Origin of the sequence: Limimaricola sp. AA108-03, assembly GCF_050847355.1 — a bacterium.
Classification (GTDB): Bacteria; Pseudomonadota; Alphaproteobacteria; order Rhodobacterales; family Rhodobacteraceae; genus Limimaricola.
On sequence record NZ_CP193755.1, the window covers coordinates 1,441,586 to 1,457,284 of the forward strand.

Sequence of the window (15,699 nt, forward strand, 5' to 3'; positions counted from 1 at the left end):
GGTCGCGAACTCAGCCGCGCAGGATCGAGCGTCCGGCGTAGATCGCGGTTTCGCCCAGCATCTCCTCGATGCGGATCAGCTGGTTGTACTTGGCGAGCCGGTCGGAGCGCGCGAGCGAGCCGGTCTTGATCTGGCCGCAGTTGGTGGCGACGGCGAGGTCGGCGATGGTCGCGTCCTCGGTTTCGCCTGAGCGATGCGACATCACGCAGGTGAAACGCGCGCGCTGCGCCATTTCCACGGCCTGCATCGTCTCGGTCAGCGTGCCGATCTGGTTGACCTTCACCAGCAGCGAGTTGGCCGAACCCTTCTCGATGCCGTCCTTGAGGCGGTCAGGGTTGGTGACGAAGAGGTCGTCGCCCACCAGTTGCACCTTGTCGCCGATGGCGTCTGTGAGCATCTTCCAGCCATCCCAGTCGTCCTCGGACATGCCGTCCTCGATCGAGATGATCGGGTAGTCGTTCACCAGCGCCTGCAGGTAGGCGACGTTCTCGGCCGAGCTCAGCGACTTGCCCTCGCCCTTCATCTCGTACTTGCCGCCCTTGTAATACTCGGTCGCGGCGCAATCGAGCGCGAGGTAGATGTCCTCGCCGGGCTTGTAGCCAGCCTTTTCGATCGAGCGGAGGATGAAGTCGAGCGCCTCGCGGGTGCCACCAAGCTCGGGGGCAAAGCCGCCCTCGTCGCCGAGACCGGTGGACATGCCAGCCGCCGAAAGCTCCTTCTTGAGGGTGTGGAACACCTCCGAGCCCATGCGAACGGCTTCACGGATGCTGGTCGCGGAGACCGGCATGATCATGAATTCCTGGATGTCGATCGGGTTGTCGGCATGCTCGCCGCCATTGATGATGTTCATCATCGGCACCGGAAGCACGCGGGCCGACATGCCGCCGACATAGCGGAACAGCGGTTGGGTGGTGAACTCGGCCGCGGCCTTGGCGACCGCCATCGACACGCCGAGGATCGCGTTGGCGCCGAGGCGGCCCTTGTTGTCGGTGCCGTCGAGCTCGATCATGGTCTGGTCGATCTCGACCTGCTCGGTCGCGTCCATGCCGAGGATCGCCTCGGCGATCTCGCCATTCACCGCCGCGACCGCCTCGAGCACGCCCTTGCCCATGTAGCGGGACTTGTCGCCGTCGCGCTTCTCGACCGCCTCGTAGGCGCCGGTGGAGGCGCCGGAGGGCACGGCGGCGCGGCCCATCGTGCCGTCTTCGAGGATCACGTCCACCTCGACCGTCGGGTTGCCCCGGCTATCGAGAATTTCGCGGGCGTGAATGTCGATGATCGTGCTCATGGAAGTCTCCTGTGGGAAGGTTCGTGGGCTCTATAACGCGGGCGTGACCCGGCGTGAAGCGCGCCTGAGCCGGGCCTCGCGAAGAAGCGTGTAGATCCCCGAGCCGACGATGATCGCGGCGCCGAGATAGGTGAGCGCGTCGGGCCGTTCCCCGAAGACCGAGACGGCGATCACCAACGCGAAGATAAGGCGGGTATAGCGGTAGGGCGCGATCACCGAGACTTCGCCCATCCGCGTCGCGGCGGTCAGCATGTAATAGGCCGCCACGCCGATCACCACGCCGCCCGCCAGCATCGCCAACTGGGTCGGGTTTGGTTGGACCAGCCGCTCTCCGGCGACGAGGACCATCGCGTAGCCCACCGGCACGAGGATCAGGAAGGCATAGACCGACAGCTTGGTGGAAGAGATCGCGCGCGGCACCCGGCGCGAGGCGAGGTCGCGGCCCGCCAGACCGATCGCGCCCAGGAGCGCGAAGAGCGACATCGGGGTGAAGCCGTCGACGCCGGGGCGGATCACCAGCAGCACGCCGACCAGGCCCGCACAGATCGCGCTCCAGCGCCGCCAGCCGACCGGCTCCAAGAAGAACAGCGCCGCGCCCAGCGTCACGAGAAGCGGGATCGACTGCGCGATCGCGGTGGCCGTGGCGAGGGGCGAGAGCGCGACGGCGGTGATGAAGCTTCCCGTTCCGATCACCTCGCCGAGATTGCGCGCCATCACGGCAGGGTGCAGGAAATCGGGCGACCACAGTGCCTCGTCCCGCGCGCGGGCCATCAGCGCGAAGGCCAGCCCGCCGCCGAGGCCGAGCAGCATCAGGATCTGTCCCACCGGCAGCGCGCCGGCAAGGAGCTTGATGAACATGTCCTCGAGCGCGAAGCCGAGCATCGCCGCGACCATTAGAAGACTGCCGCGCAGGTTCTCCATCTCAGCTCTCTTTCTTGGCGGGTACGCCGTAGAGTTCGAGCCTGTGCCCGATCAGCTTGTAGCCGAGCCGCTCGGCGATGCGCTCCTGCAGCGCCTCGATCTCGTCATCGACGAACTCGATCACCTCGCCAGAATGCATGTCGATCAGGTGGTCGTGATGCTCGCGGTCGGTGGTCTCGTAGCGGGCACGCCCGTCGCCGAACTCGTGCTTTTCGAGAATGCCCGCCTCCTCGAACAGCTTTACCGTGCGATAGACCGTGGCCAGCGAGATCCGTGCATCCTCGGCGGCGGCGCGGGCGTGCAGCTCCTCGACATCGGGGTGGTCGTCCGCCGCCTCGAGCACCTGCGCGATCACCCGGCGCTGTTCGGTCAGGCGCAGGCCGTTCTGCTCGCAGCGCTTCAGGATGGTCTTGGGCATGGGCGTGGTCCGTAGCATTTCTCGCGGTCCGTCTAGCCGGTTCGTTACGGCGGCGCCACCCTGACGGCACACGCCGACTCGCGCGCCGTCACCTTGCGGTGAGGCAGGGTGACGGCGGCGCCGGGCGTCGGGCAGGCTGGCCCCGGGGGAGGACGCGACATGCGCATCTGGACGATCATCGCCGCCATCGCTCTGGCCGGGGCGGCCAGCGCCGAGCCGGCACGCTGGCAAGGCCAATGGCCGAACACCGATTTCACTCAGACAAGCATTTCCGACTGGACCGAGATCATGTCCGGCGGCCCACCCAAGGACGGCATTCCGGCGATCGACGAGCCGCGGATGATCCCCGCGGCCTCTGAGACGCGGCTGGGGGCGACAGAGCCGGTCATGGTCTGGCCGGCCCCCGGCGGTCCGGCCCGGGCCTATCCGATCCGCTACCTGCTGTGGCACGAGATCGTCAACGACGCGGCCGGCGGGGTGCCGGTGGCCGTCACCTATTGCCCGCTGTGCAATTCCGGCATGGTGTTCGACCGCCGGGTCGCGGGGCAGACGCTGTCCTTCGGGGTCTCGGGCATGCTGCGCGCCTCGGACATGGTGATGTATGACCGCCAGACCGAAAGCTGGTGGCAGCAGGCCATCGGCACCGGCATCGTCGGCGAAATGACCGGGGCCGAACTGGAACTGCTGCCCGCCTGGATGGATAGCTGGGAGCGGTTCAGAACGGCCTATCCGGACGGGCTGGTGATGGACGAGCCGGATTGGAGCCGGGCCTATGGGCGCAACCCCTATGTAAGCTATGACAGCGCCTCGCGACCATTCCTCTACGCGGGCGAGATGCCGCCGCATGGCATCGCGCCCCTGATGCGGGTGGTGCGAGTCGGGGACCGCGCCTGGCCGTTCTCAAGGCTGCGGGAGGCGGGCACCGTTTCGGAGGCGGGCGTCACGATCACCTGGGAGGCCGGGCAGGCCAGTCCGCTCGATGCGGCGCAGGTCGCGCAGGGCCGCGACGTGGGCAATGTGCGGGTGCGCGACGCGCAGGGCCAGGACCTTCCCCACGACGTGCTCTTCGCCTTTGCCTTTCACGCCTTCTGGCCAGACGGGGAATGGATGCTCGGCGGTTAGTGCCGGCCCTTGCGGGCATCGAGCCCACGGCGCCAGAACACATAGGCCATCACCGCGAGGATGGCGCAGGCGATGAGGCCGAGGATACGCTCCGCCAGACCGTCGATCGTCGTGGGCGCCATCAGGAACAGCGGCGCGCCGACCGCCCATGCGATCGCGAGACCGATCAGGGCCAAGCGGGCCCATGGATGGTCGCGTCCGAACCCCGCCGCCATGCTGAGCGGCGTCGCGAGGAACAGCGCACCGAGCCCGTAGACGAGATAGATGTGGATGACGACGCCATCACTATCGCCATCGCCGTATTCGTTGCGGGCGCCGACCACCACGACCAGCGCCGCGAGTATCGCGAGCGACACGACGCCCGCCGACCAGCCAATGCCGCCCAGATGCACATGCGACGCCGCCAGCGCCATGGCGAAGAGCCCCGCGGCAAAACCGTAGAGCGCGACATCCATGATGATCTCCCATTCGCCTGCGCCGAGATCGCTGATCGTGTCGGCGATCCAGTCATGCCCCGGCACGACGATCTGCGCGGCGATGGTGCCGCCGACGAGCGAGGCGCAGCCGAAAAAGCCGAGCCCGGCGAGCAGCAGCAGCAGGTAGGGCCGCTCCGCATCGATCGGTTGTCCGAGCGCATCCTTCATGAAAACTCTCCCTGATAGCGGGCCAACGGGAGGGGGATGGCATGGTTCCTTGCAGCGGACCGGGTTGGTCCAAAAGGAAAGGGCGGCTTTCGCCGCCCTCGCCATCACCATGTTGGATCTGTCGTCTTAGCCCAGCCGTACCAGCGCGTGACGCTTCTTGCCCGCCGAAAGCTTGATCGGCGCGGTCAGCGCCGCGCGGTCGATCATCAGACCGGCATCGGTCAGCGGCGCGTCGTCGAGCCTCGCCCCGTTGTCCGAGATCAGCCGCTTGGCTTCCTTGCCCGAGGCGGCGAGCCCGGCGCGCACGATCAGTTGCACCACCGAGATGCCCTCGGCCACCTCGGCCTCGGTCAGGGTGAGCGTCGGCAGGTCGTCACCCACGCCGCCCTTCTCGAACACCTCGCGCGCCGTGGCCTTCGCGGTTTCGGCCGCGTCGCGGCCATGCAGCAGCGCCGTGACCTCGTCGGCCAGCACGATCTTGGCCTCGTTGATCTCGGAGCCCGACAATGCGCCGAGGCGCTCGCACTCCGCCACCGGCAGTTCGGTGTAGAGCTTGAGGAAGCGGCCGACATCGGCATCCGTGGTGTTGCGCCAGAACTGCCAGAACTCGTAAGGGCTCAGCATCTCCTCGTTCAGCCAGACCGCGCCACCGGCACTCTTGCCCATCTTGCGGCCGTCCGAGGTCGTCAGCAGCGGCGAGGTCAGACCGTAGATCTCGTGGTCGAGTACGCGACGGGTCAGGTCGATGCCGTTGACGATGTTGCCCCACTGGTCCGAGCCGCCCATCTGCAGCACGCAGCCATAGCGGCGGTTCAGCTCGAGGAAGTCGTAGGCCTGCAGGATCATGTAGTTGAATTCGAGGAAGGACAGCGACTGCTCGCGGTCGATCCTCGACTTCACGCTCTCGAAGCTCAGCATCCTGTTGACCGAGAAATGCCGCCCGATGTCGCGCAGGAACTCGAGGTAGTTGAGGTTGTCGAGCCACTCGGCGTTGTCGAGCATGAGCGCGTCGGTCGGGCCCTCGCCATAGGAGAGGTAGCGCGCGAAGACCTTCTGCATACCGGCGATGTTCGAGGCGATCTGGTCCGGACCCAGCAGTGGCCGTTCGTCCGAGCGGAAGCTTGGATCGCCCACCTTCGTAGTACCGCCGCCCATCAGGGTGATCGGCTTGTGCCCGGTCTTCTGCAGCCAGCGCAGCATCATCACGTTGAGCAGGTGGCCCACATGCAGCGACGCCGCGGTGGCGTCATAGCCGATATAGGCGGGCACGACCCCCTTCGACAGCGCCTCGTCCAGGCCCTGGTAATCGGTGCAGTCGGCAAGATAGCCGCGCTCGATCATCACGGACATGAAGTCGCTCTTGGGGTGGTAGGTCATGTCTTGTGCCCCTCTCTTGGTCGCGCCACTCTATAGGCATCAAGCGGGGCGAGGGAAAGCGCGATGCGGCGGATCGGGACAGGCGACAGGATCAGGGCCTTGGGCGCGATGTCGGGCACCTCTCTCGACGGGGTCGACGCCGCCATCATCGAAACCGATGGCGAAACCGTCTTCGGCTTCGGCGAGAGCGCCTACCGGCCCTATTCGGAGGCCGAGCGCGAGGTGCTGCGCGCCGCTCTGGGCCTGTGGGAAGGCGAGGCGGTCGAGGCGGCGGCGGAGGTGGTCGAGACCGCCCATGCCGAGATCCTGTCCGGCTTCGATGGCGTCGATCTGATCGGGTTTCATGGCCAGACGCTGGCGCATGATCCCAAGGGACGCGGCACGCATCAGGCCGGTTCGGGCGCGATCCTCGCCGAGGCGCTGGGCGTGCCCGTGGTCTGGGATTTCCGCAGCTCGGATGTGCGCTTCGGCGGCGAGGGCGCGCCGCTGGCGCCGTTCTATCACTTCGCGCTGGCGAAATTCGTGGGGGCCGAGGCGCCGCTGGCATTTCTCAATCTCGGCGGTGTCGGCAATCTGACCTTTGCCGATCCGGGCTTCGCCCGCCCCGAGGCCGAGGGCGCGCTGCTGGCCTTCGATACCGGCCCGGCAAACGCGCCGATCAACGATCTCGTGCGATCGCGGCTGGGCTGGGCCTTGGACGAGGGCGGGGCGCTGGCCGCCAAGGGCGAGGTGAAGGACGCCATCGTGGAGCGTTTCCTGCAGCACCCGCATTTCTTCCGCATGGTCCCGAAATCGCTCGACCGCGATGCCTTCGCCGGGTTGTCGCGCGAGGTGACCAACCTGTCGGATGCGGATGCGGCGGCCACGCTGACCGCCTGCGTCGCCGCCGGCGTGATGCGCGGCATGGAACTGTGCCCGGCACCACCCGAACGGCTGCTGGCGACGGGCGGCGGGCGCCATAACCCGGTGATGATGGAGATGATCGCGGCAGGCTGCGACTGCCCGGTCGCACCGGTCGAGGCGGTGGGTCTCGACGGCGACATGCTGGAGGCGCAGGCCTTCGCCTATCTCGCCGTGCGCGTGGCGCGCGGGTTGCCGACCTCGGCTCCGGGCACCACCGGCGTGCGCGCGGCGGTGGGCGGCGGCACGCTGAGCCGTCCCGGCGAACTCGCGGTGGCGCTGGGCTGAAACGAAAGACACCGCCCCGAAGGGGGCGGCGCCTGATCGTCGCTAGGGGTAGATCTCAGAACGGGATCTCGTCGTCGATGTCGCGGCTGCCACCGCCGCTGCCGCCCTGATTGCCGTCGCCATAACCACCGCGGTCGTCATAGCCGCCCGAGCCGCCGCCATATCCGCCCCGGTCATCGCCGCCATATCCGCCGCCCGAACCGCCATCGCCGCGGCCGCCGAGCAGGGTCAGGTTGCCGGTGAAGGGCCGCAGCACCACTTCGGTGGAATAGCGGTCGTTGCCCTGCTGGTCCTGCCACTTGCGGGTTTCCAGCTGACCTTCGAGATAGACGGTCGAGCCCTTGCGCAGATACTGCTCGGCGATCCGGCCCAGCGGCTCGTTGAAGATCGCCACCGAATGCCACTCGGTGCGCTCGCGACGCTCGCCGGTGTTGCGGTCCTTCCAGGTCTCGGAGGTGGCGACACGCAGGTTCACCACCTTGCCGCCATTCTGGAAGGTCCGCACCTCCGGGTCGCGGCCCAGATTGCCGATGAGGATCACCTTGTTCACGGAACCGGCCATAACGCCTCCTGCCTTGTCGAATCTCGTATTTCGTTGCGCCGACAATATGCGTCGCGCGCATCGGATGACAGGGGAAACGCCGGTTCCCGCTTCCCTTTCCGCCACGATCCCGGCTAGCGTGAGCGCAGCGAACGCACCAGCGCCGGAACCAGCCGGTGGAACGGAGGGACGCGATGTACCATTACCTGACGGGCGCCGCGCTGGCGGCGCTGGGCCTTTTTTGCGCAACACCGGCCTTGGCCGACCGGGTCTCGACCAGCTCGGCCCCGGGCCTCTTCGCCTCGCAACTCAACGTGCTCGACGGCCGGGCCGCTTCGCAATATGCGAGCTCGTCGCGGCTGCAGCCGCCCCGTGCGGAGATACCGCAGGAGTTGCAGGTCGCGGCGGCTCCGGCCTTTACCGGCCGCTATGCCGGGCCTTATCTCACGCTGGCCCGCGACGCGGCCCGTAAGCATCGCATCCCCGAGGACTTGTTCCTGCGCCTCGTGCAGCAGGAAAGCGGCTGGAACGCCGGTGCGGTAAGCCGGGTGGGCGCGCTGGGCCTCGCGCAGCTGATGCCCGACACGGCGCGGCTTTTGCGCGTCGATCCGATGGATCCACGCCAGAATCTCGAAGGCGGCGCGCGCTATCTCAGGATGCAGCACGACGCCTTCGGCGATTGGCGCCTCGCGCTCGCGGCCTATAACGCCGGGCCCGGCGCCGTGCAGAAATATGGCGGCGTCCCGCCCTATGCCGAGACGCAGCATTATGTGAAGGCGATTCTGGGCCGTTAAGAGGCGAGACGGCGCGCCAGCGTCTCCATGTCATCGGTCTTCAGCTTCGGCACGATCCGGTAGGCGGCGTTGACGAAGCAGAACAGCGAAAAGCCTAGAAGACCCACCGCGAGAGCGGTCACGAGCACCGTTCCGTAAGGCTTCTCGCGCAGCCAGTCGAAGGCCTCGGCCAGGCCGCCGGCCTCGCTGGGGTTCAGCGTCCATGCCGCATAGGCCAGCAGGAAGCCGACGATGGCGATCACCGCGCCATTCGCGACAAGACCGGTGGTCAGCGCCGGTTGCAGCTTCAGCGTCATCGGCTTGGCACGCAGGTTCTCCATGTATTTGTGCGAGACGCCCTTCCAGATGTAATAGATGCCCGCGCCGAGGCCGATCAGCCCGGCGATGCCGACGATCCACTGGCCGAAGGGCATCTGCATGATCTTGGCGGTCCACTTGTCGAGGCTGGAGCCGCCGTTCGAGCCGGAGGAGGACGGCATCAGGATCGCTGCCGCCGTGAAGGCGAGGCCGAGATGGATCAAGCCGGTCACCACCTGGCCGATCCGAGCGATGATCCCCTTGGCCTCGCTGCCATGCGCCTCGAGATCCCAGAAGGCGGCGACGAGGCGCCAGATACCGTAGGCCGCCAGACCGATGGCGATCAGTGCCAGCAGCGCGATGCCCCACCAGGCCCGCTCCAGCGACGCCATAGCCTCGCCGGTGCCCCCCGGCGTCGATCCGCGCCAGATCGCCAGAAGCGAGAGCACCGCCACGACGAGGTAAATGAGACCGCGACCGGCATAGCCGGCGCGCATGACGGGCACTGCCCATTGGAGATTCTGCTGTGTCATGCCCGGACAAGCGGGTGCAGGGCCCGCTTGTTCCATTGGCGCCACCTAGTTTTCGGCGAGCGTGATCACCGGCTCCATCGAGGCGAATTCCTCTTGGCTCAGGTGGCACTTCACCTTGTGACCCGGCGCGAACTCGACCATCGGCGGCACTTCGCGTTCGCACAGGTCGCCCGGCACCCGAGACTTCCAGCGGCAACGCGTCTGGAACGGGCAGCCCGAAGGTGGATTCATCGCCGAGGGCACGTCGCCCTCCAGCACGATGTGCTTCTTCTCGACATGGGTGTCTGCGATCGGAACCGCCGAGAGCAGCGCCTCGGTATAGGGGTGGTAGGGCGGCGAGAAGACCTCGCGCGCCGTGCCGATCTCGACCACGTGGCCGAGATACATCACCATCACCCGGTCGGCGAGGTAGCGCACGATCGACAGGTCGTGGCTGATGAACAACAGCGTCGTCTTCTGCTCGCGCTGGATCTCCATTAACAGGTCGGTGACGGCGGCCTGTACCGAAACGTCGAGCGCCGAGACCGGCTCGTCGGCCACGACGATCCGGGCGCCGCCTGCAAAGGCGCGGGCGATGCCGACGCGCTGCTTCTGCCCGCCAGAGAGCTGGCGCGGCATCCGGGTCGCGAATTCGCGTGGCAGCTTCACGAGATCGAGAAGCTCCAGCATCCGTCGCTTGCGGTCGCGCGGGCTGTCGCCCACGCCGAAGATCTCCAGCGCACGGATGATCTGCCGCCCCACCGTCATCGACGGGTTCAGGGTGTCGAACGGGTTCTGGAACACCATCTGCACATCGGCAACGGTGCGCGTGTCGCGCTTTTCGATCGGCACGTCGCCCACGGCGCGGCCATCAAGTTCGACGCCGCCCGCCGTTGCCGTCTCCAGCCCCATCAGCACCTTGGCCAAGGTGGACTTGCCGCAGCCGGATTCGCCGACGATGGCCAGCGTTTCGCTTTCATGCGCCTCGAAGCTCAGCGTCTCGTTGGCCTTGACCACCTGTGCCTCGCCGCCACCCAGAAGACCGGGGCGCGACACCTGGTAATATTTCTGCAGCCCATCGACCTTGAGGACCACCTCGCCGATCTCCGTGCTCTCGCGGTGATCTGAAACCTCCGGCGGCGCATCCCAGTCGATCTCCTCGGTGCGGATGCAGCGGGCTTCGTGACCGTCGCCGGGCACCTCGACCATCGGGATCGGCTGCGCGTCGCAGCGGCCCTCTTGGAAATAGTCGCAGCGCGGGCCGAAATTGCAGCCCGGCGGGCGCTCGTCGGGCAGGGGGAAGTTGCCGGGAATGGCGATCAGCGGCCGCGTCGCCTTGTCGGCGCCGGGCAGGGGGATCGCCCGGAACAGCGCCTGAGTATAGGGGTGGCGCATCTCGTCGAAGACCTCGCCGATACGGCCGCGCTCGACCGCCTCGCCCGAATACATCACGCAGATCCGGTCGCAGGTCTCCAGCACCAGCCCGAGATTGTGGCTGATGAACAGCATCGAGGTGCCGTATTTCTCGCCCAACTCGCGCACCAGATCGATCACCGCCGCCTCGACGGTGACGTCGAGCGCGGTGGTCGGCTCGTCGAGGATCAGCAGCGCGGGCTTGGACATCAGCGCCATGGCGATGACGATGCGCTGCTGCTGGCCGCCCGAGAGCTGGTGCGGGTAGCTGTCGAGGATGCGCTCGGGGTCGGGCAGGCGCACGTCGCGCACCACCTCGAGCGCGCGGGCGCGCGCCTCCTCGGCCGAGATCCCCTCGTGGATCATCGGCACCTCCATGAGCTGCCGGTCGATCTTGAGCGCCGGGTTCAGCGAGGCCATCGGTTCCTGGTAGATCATCGCGATGTCGCGGCCCCGGATCTCGCGTAGCCGCGCGGGCGACATCGTGGTCAGTTCCTCGCCGCGAAACTTGATCGAGCCGCCGGTGATCCGGCCGTTGACGCCGAGATCCTGCATCACGCCCAATGCCACGGTGGATTTGCCGCAGCCGGATTCCCCGACGAGGCCCAGCGCCTCTCCGGCACGGACGGTGGCGGAGAAGTCCATCACCGCCGGAATCTCGCGCGTGCGGGTGAAGAAGGAAATGGACAGGTTGCGGATCTCGAGGATCGGCTCGCCGGGAGCGACCTCGAGGGCTGGATCTGTCACGGTATCGGTCATCTTGCACTCCTGATCCGGCGCGCGGGCGGAAACTGCGGGACCGGGGGTGTCACACCCCCGGACCCCCGTGGCGTATTTCGGGAACAAAGTCGGCCATCAGTCCTTCAGGCTCTCCTCGCGCAGACCGTCCGCCAGAAGGTTCAGGCCAAGGACGAGGCTCAAGAGCGCCAGCGCCGGCACCATCGCGGCATGCGGGTAGATCGACAGCAGCCGGCGACCAAGATTGATGGTCGAGCCCCAGTCGGGGCTGTCCGGCGGCAGGCCGAGACCGAAGAAGCCGAGCGTGCCCAGAAGGATCGTCGTGTAGCCGATGCGCAGGCAGAAATCGACGATCAGCGGACCCCGCGCATTGGGCAGGATCTCCCACAGCATGATGTACCAAGGGCTCTCGCCGCGGGTCTGGGCCGCGGCGACGTAGTCGCGGGTCTTGATGTCCATGGTCAGGCCGCGGACGATGCGGAACACCGTGGGCGCGTTGACGAAGACGACGCTGACGAAGACCACGAGAATGCCGCCGGGCACATCGAACAGGTCGAGCGCGTCAGGCCAGAAATCGACCGGCGTGCCGTCCTGGCTCACCATCGAGAGGTAGAGCCAGCCGCCGAACAGCAGCAGCATGGCCAGCACGACGAGGCGCAGCATCGGGCGCGGCGCGAGCCGCGCGTTCAGCAGTACCCCGAAGAAGGCGATCGGAAACAGGAACAGCACCATCGCCATGTAGGCCGGCACGCCGGTCTGCACCATTTCGGGCGTGACCAGCAGGTAGAACAGCAAGATCACCGGGAAGGCGAGGATCAGGTTGGCGAGGAACGACAGTACCGTGTCGAGGCGGCCCGCGTAGAAGCCTGCCGGAAGACCAAGCGTGATGCCGACGAGAAAGGCGAAGATCGTCGCCAGCGGCGCGATCTGCACCACGATCCACGAGCCATGAACCATGCGCGAGAATACGTCGCGCGCGAGGTTGTCGCCGCCCAGAAGGTAATGCGGGTAGACGCCGTCGCCCGCCATCGCCAGCGGCGTGCCGGGAACCTTGTTCTTCATGCCCGACAGCGCGGTCAGCGGGTCGTGCGTGGCGATCAGGTCGAACAGCCCCGCGAAGAGCGCGGTGAAGACCCAGAACATCACCAATGCGAATCCTGCCATGCCGATCGTGCTGTCGAACAGCTTGCCATAAAGACCGAGGCGCCGTTTGAAAGTGATCGACAGGCCGAAGGTCAGGCCTAGCGCGATCCAGACCGGCAGGAAGCGCTGCGACATCTCGCCGAGAATGCCCAGGGCGCCATAGGGCAGAAGCAGCGGCAACAGCAGGTAGAGCGCCAGCACCAGCGCGGTGAGCCACAAGAAGGCGCGGCCGGCGAGATCGGCCAATCCGTGCAGGCCGGCGCGCGCTGCGAGCGTGCCATCGGGCAGGCTCTGGCGCCGCACCGGCGCGCTGACCAGCGACAGCACGAGCGACAGGAGCGATGCGGCCACGAGCCCCGCGACCGACAGTCCCAGCAGCGGATTCAACCAGGCGCCCCAAGGGCCGGTCCAGCTTAGCGGTTCCATGGGCCGACCTCCTTACGAGACGCGGATGCGCGGGTTGAGATAGACATAGCCGATGTCGGAGATGAGCTGCGTCAGAAGCACCACCACCACCGAGACGACCGAGACGCCGAGCAGCAGCTCGATGTCGTTGTTGCCGGCCGCCTGCACCAGCGTCCAGCCGAAGCCCTTGTAGTTGAACAGGGTTTCGACGATCACCACCCCGTTCAGCAGCCACGGGAATTGCAGCATGATCACCGTGAAGGGCGCGATCAGCGCGTTCCTGAGCGCGTGACGCAGCACGATCTTGGGGAACGAGACGCCCTTGAGCCGGGCGGTGCGAATGTATTGCGCCGTCATCACCTCGGTCATCGAGGCCCGCGTCATCCGGGCGATGTAGCCCATGCCGTAAAGCGCGATGGTCAGCACCGGCAGGGTGAAGTTCTCGAAGGTGGCGTCCTCCATCGCGGAGGTGGCCGAGCCGTTGAACCATCGTAGGCCAACCGCCGTGGAAGCGAAGACGGCGATGAACACCACGCCCGAGACGTATTCCGGCGTCGCGGTGGTCAGGATCGACACGGTCGAGAGCGAACGGTCGAGCTTTGAGCCCTCGCGCATCCCCGCCAGCACGCCGAGGATCAGCGCGCCGGGGACCATCACCATCATCACCCAGAACATCAGCTTGCCGGTCAGCGCGAGGCTGCGGCCGATGATCTCGGCCACGTCGCGGCGAAACACGGTCGACCAGCCCCAATCGCCCTGCAGGATGCCGCAGAAAGCGCTGGCCTCGACCGTGCCGCCCGGCACCTCACAGCGCCCGGCCACCACCTCGCCATCGACCGTATGGGTCCAGCCCGGCACCACGCCGAGCCATTCGCCATAGCGTACCAGCATCGGCTCGCCGTAACCGTTGCGGTCCAGCCAGCTCTCGACCTCCGCATCGGAGACGCGGGTCCCGATTTCGGATTTCGCGATCTTCTCGAGGCTGGGCTCCAGATTGGTCAGGAAGAAGACGATGAAGGTCAGGGCAAAGGCCGTGACCAGCAACGTCAGAAGACGCGACAGGAGAAATCGGATCATTCGGGCATGGGTCCGGTACGCATGAGGTGGAATGTCGGGAGGCCGCCCCGGCCCAATGCCGGGGCGCACCTGTATCGGGTCACGAAGCGATCGCCCACTTGTAGTGGTGATGCTCGAAGGTCGGATGCATCTCGGCGCCCTGCACCTTGTCGGTGTAATGGCGATAGAGCGAACGCCAGTAGGGCTGGATCAGCACGCCGTCATCCTGCAGAAGCTTCTCCATCTTGGCCATGACCTCGCGCCGCGCCTCGACATCGGCGAGCGACATCGCCTCGGCCAAGAGCGTGTCGAACTCCTCGCTGGAATAGGCGGTCTCGTTCCACGGCACGCCGGACTTGTAGGCGAGCCCGAGGATCTGCACGCCGAGCGGACGCATGTTCCACTCGGTGGCCGAGAAGGGATATTCCAGCCAGTCGTTCCAGAAGGTCGAGCCGGGCAGCACCTGCCGCTCGACCTGGATGCCCGCGTCACGTAGCTGCGCCGCGACCGCGTCGCAGCTCGCCGCCTGCCAGGCGTCGTCGATCGAGATCAACTGGAAGGTCTCGTTGCCGAAGCCGGCCTCGTCGAGCAGCGCCTTCGCGGCGGCGGGATCATGCACGGGCGGATCGATCTGCGCGTATTCGGGATGGATCGGGCAGACATGGTGGTTCTCGGCCACCGTGCCGCGCCCGTTATAGCCGAGCTCCAGCACGATCGCGTTGTCGACCGCCATCTGCAGCGCGTTGCGCACGTCCTTGTTGTCGTAGGGCGCGCTGTCCTGGTTGAACCGCACCGCCAGCGTCGCCGCGGTCACCACCTCGGACTTCTGCCAGCCGATCGCGTCGAAGATGTCGATGAAATCGCCGGTGGTCTGGTAGGTAATGTCGATTTCGCCCGATTCCGCCGCCGCCAGCTTGGCCGCGGGGTCGGTGCCGTAGTCGATGTATTCGATCCGATCGAGATAGGGCCCGCCGAACACCTCGGTGCCCCACCACTGGTGATCCGGGTTGCGCACCAGAACCTGGCGCACGCCGACTTCGTTGACCTCGGGCAGGTAGGGGCCGGTGCCGATCGGGTTCTCTGACGGGTCGCCGCTCTCGTAGCTCGAATGCACGATGGCGGCCGGGTAATCGGCCATCGACACGATCACCGTGATGTCCGGGGCCGCGAGGTTGAGCCGCACGGTCATCTCGTCGAGCTCTTCGATGGCACCCTCGCGCGCCATGTTGGTCTCGGCATCGACCAGCTGGCTCATCCGCCCGGCCATGGAGTTGCCCTCGACGGTCCCATCGCACCAGCGGGTGATGTTGCGCACCACGTCGGCCGCGGTGAAGGGATCGCCGTTGTTCCACGTCACGCCCTGGCGCACCTTGAGCGTGAACTGCGTGGCGTCCTCGTTGGCTTCCCAGCTTTCGAGAAGCATCGGCGTGATCGAGCCATCGGCCTCGTACTGCACGAGGTAATCGAGCCAGCCGCGATAGAAGTTGGCGATCTGGCTCCAATCCGCGAGGCGCGGGTCCTTGAGCGCCTTGGTTTCCATCTCCATGCGCAGCGTGCCGCCCATCGGCATGTGGTTTTCGGCGCGGGCGGGGGCGGGCAGGCCGATCAGGCCGAAGGCGGCGGAGGAACCGACGCCCAGCGCGGTGGCGCGGGTCAGGAACTCGCGGCGCGACAACCGGCCGGCGCGGTGCTCGGCGGCATACATCTCCGCGGCGGGGTGGAGTCCGGCCCGGCGGGGGTCGTGGATCGTCATGGTCATCTCCCTGTTGGACGGCGCGTCATGGCCGCCTTCACGGGCCTCTTGCGGGCCCGGCCTCGTCATCTGCGCAACGGTACTCGCAT

Annotated in this window: 14 protein-coding genes; 3 read left to right on the forward strand and 11 right to left on the reverse strand. The window is 66.9% G+C overall.

Annotated features, from left to right (window positions below; translation table 11 throughout):
• Nucleotides 1-10: 10 nt before the first annotated feature.
• From eno to ACRAQ3_RS07090, 3 genes are read right to left on the reverse strand one after another with little or no spacing between them, the layout of a single operon-like run.
• Nucleotides 11-1,288 (reverse strand): phosphopyruvate hydratase, encoded by a 1,278-nt coding sequence (gene eno / locus ACRAQ3_RS07080; RefSeq protein WP_432256153.1) that lies wholly within the window; start codon nt 1,286-1,288, stop codon nt 11-13.
• Between the two features lie 30 nt (nt 1,289-1,318).
• Nucleotides 1,319-2,209 carry a DMT family transporter gene (locus ACRAQ3_RS07085; protein WP_432256154.1) on the reverse strand — a complete coding sequence of 297 codons (891 nt, stop codon included), beginning with the start codon at nt 2,207-2,209 and terminating at the stop codon, nt 1,319-1,321.
• A 1-nt stretch (nt 2,210) separates the two neighbouring features.
• Nucleotides 2,211-2,627 (reverse strand): Fur family transcriptional regulator, encoded by a 417-nt coding sequence (locus ACRAQ3_RS07090; RefSeq protein ID WP_085896673.1) that lies wholly within the window; start codon nt 2,625-2,627, stop codon nt 2,211-2,213.
• A 159-nt stretch (nt 2,628-2,786) separates the two neighbouring features.
• On the opposite strand from ACRAQ3_RS07090, the gene ACRAQ3_RS07095 reads away from it, so the two are divergent.
• A complete protein-coding gene (locus ACRAQ3_RS07095) occupies nt 2,787-3,749 on the forward strand; it encodes a DUF3179 domain-containing protein (protein WP_432256155.1) in 963 nt (320 codons plus the stop codon).
• On the opposite strand, the gene ACRAQ3_RS07100 is transcribed toward ACRAQ3_RS07095, so the two are convergent.
• Nucleotides 3,746-4,393, reverse strand: a complete 648-nt coding sequence (locus ACRAQ3_RS07100; RefSeq protein ID WP_432256156.1) for a DUF998 domain-containing protein — start codon at nt 4,391-4,393, stop codon at nt 3,746-3,748. The genes ACRAQ3_RS07095 and ACRAQ3_RS07100 overlap by 4 nt on opposite strands.
• 126 nt (nt 4,394-4,519) lie before the next feature.
• The gene (tyrS, locus tag ACRAQ3_RS07105; RefSeq protein ID WP_432256157.1) at nt 4,520-5,770 is read right to left on the reverse strand and encodes a tyrosine--tRNA ligase; all 1,251 of its coding nucleotides are present in this window, start codon (nt 5,768-5,770) and stop codon (nt 4,520-4,522) included.
• A gap of 63 nt (nt 5,771-5,833) precedes the next feature.
• On the opposite strand from tyrS, the gene ACRAQ3_RS07110 reads away from it, so the two are divergent.
• Nucleotides 5,834-6,958: an anhydro-N-acetylmuramic acid kinase gene (locus ACRAQ3_RS07110; protein WP_432256158.1), complete on the forward strand. Its 1,125-nt coding sequence runs from the start codon at nt 5,834-5,836 to the stop codon at nt 6,956-6,958.
• A gap of 55 nt (nt 6,959-7,013) precedes the next feature.
• Here the strand turns inward: ACRAQ3_RS07110 and ssb are convergent, their stop codons facing one another.
• Complete coding sequence (gene ssb / locus ACRAQ3_RS07115; protein WP_432256159.1) at nt 7,014-7,520, reverse strand: single-stranded DNA-binding protein; 507 nt, start codon at nt 7,518-7,520, stop codon at nt 7,014-7,016.
• A 173-nt stretch (nt 7,521-7,693) separates the two neighbouring features.
• Between ssb and ACRAQ3_RS07120 the strand changes: the two genes are divergently transcribed.
• Complete coding sequence (locus ACRAQ3_RS07120) at nt 7,694-8,293, forward strand: lytic transglycosylase domain-containing protein (RefSeq protein ID WP_269396264.1); 600 nt, start codon at nt 7,694-7,696, stop codon at nt 8,291-8,293.
• Here the strand turns inward: ACRAQ3_RS07120 and ACRAQ3_RS07125 are convergent.
• The 5 genes from ACRAQ3_RS07125 to ACRAQ3_RS07145 form a co-directional block, all read right to left on the reverse strand.
• Entirely contained in the window at nt 8,290-9,123 is an 834-nt protein-coding gene (locus ACRAQ3_RS07125) for a DUF1206 domain-containing protein (protein WP_432256160.1), read from the reverse strand. The genes ACRAQ3_RS07120 and ACRAQ3_RS07125 overlap by 4 nt on opposite strands.
• A gap of 45 nt (nt 9,124-9,168) precedes the next feature.
• Nucleotides 9,169-11,274, reverse strand: a complete 2,106-nt coding sequence (locus ACRAQ3_RS07130) for a dipeptide ABC transporter ATP-binding protein (protein WP_269396266.1) — start codon at nt 11,272-11,274, stop codon at nt 9,169-9,171.
• A gap of 96 nt (nt 11,275-11,370) precedes the next feature.
• Nucleotides 11,371-12,822, reverse strand: a complete 1,452-nt coding sequence (locus tag ACRAQ3_RS07135) for an ABC transporter permease (RefSeq protein ID WP_432256161.1) — start codon at nt 12,820-12,822, stop codon at nt 11,371-11,373.
• A gap of 12 nt (nt 12,823-12,834) precedes the next feature.
• A complete protein-coding gene (locus tag ACRAQ3_RS07140; RefSeq protein WP_432256162.1) occupies nt 12,835-13,878 on the reverse strand; it encodes an ABC transporter permease in 1,044 nt (347 codons plus the stop codon).
• A gap of 79 nt (nt 13,879-13,957) precedes the next feature.
• Complete coding sequence (locus ACRAQ3_RS07145) at nt 13,958-15,610, reverse strand: ABC transporter substrate-binding protein (protein WP_432256163.1); 1,653 nt, start codon at nt 15,608-15,610, stop codon at nt 13,958-13,960.
• Between the last annotated feature and the right edge of the window lie 89 nt (nt 15,611-15,699).

Coding starts and splice junctions, on each gene's coding strand:
- ACRAQ3_RS07095 (WP_432256155.1), top strand. CDS start 2,787: ATGCGCATCTGGACGATCATCGCCGCCATCGCTCTGGCCGGGGCGGCC.
- ACRAQ3_RS07130 (WP_269396266.1), bottom strand. CDS start 11,274: ATGACCGATACCGTGACAGATCCAGCCCTCGAGGTCGCTCCCGGCGAG.
- ACRAQ3_RS07100 (WP_432256156.1), bottom strand. CDS start 4,393: ATGAAGGATGCGCTCGGACAACCGATCGATGCGGAGCGGCCCTACCTG.
- ACRAQ3_RS07125 (WP_432256160.1), bottom strand. CDS start 9,123: ATGACACAGCAGAATCTCCAATGGGCAGTGCCCGTCATGCGCGCCGGC.
- ssb (WP_432256159.1), bottom strand. CDS start 7,520: ATGGCCGGTTCCGTGAACAAGGTGATCCTCATCGGCAATCTGGGCCGC.
- ACRAQ3_RS07110 (WP_432256158.1), top strand. CDS start 5,834: ATGCGGCGGATCGGGACAGGCGACAGGATCAGGGCCTTGGGCGCGATG.
- ACRAQ3_RS07135 (WP_432256161.1), bottom strand. CDS start 12,822: ATGGAACCGCTAAGCTGGACCGGCCCTTGGGGCGCCTGGTTGAATCCG.
- eno (WP_432256153.1), bottom strand. CDS start 1,288: ATGAGCACGATCATCGACATTCACGCCCGCGAAATTCTCGATAGCCGG.
- tyrS (WP_432256157.1), bottom strand. CDS start 5,770: ATGACCTACCACCCCAAGAGCGACTTCATGTCCGTGATGATCGAGCGC.
- ACRAQ3_RS07140 (WP_432256162.1), bottom strand. CDS start 13,878: ATGATCCGATTTCTCCTGTCGCGTCTTCTGACGTTGCTGGTCACGGCC.
- ACRAQ3_RS07120 (WP_269396264.1), top strand. CDS start 7,694: ATGTACCATTACCTGACGGGCGCCGCGCTGGCGGCGCTGGGCCTTTTT.
- ACRAQ3_RS07090 (WP_085896673.1), bottom strand. CDS start 2,627: ATGCCCAAGACCATCCTGAAGCGCTGCGAGCAGAACGGCCTGCGCCTG.
- ACRAQ3_RS07145 (WP_432256163.1), bottom strand. CDS start 15,610: ATGACGATCCACGACCCCCGCCGGGCCGGACTCCACCCCGCCGCGGAG.
- ACRAQ3_RS07085 (WP_432256154.1), bottom strand. CDS start 2,209: ATGGAGAACCTGCGCGGCAGTCTTCTAATGGTCGCGGCGATGCTCGGC.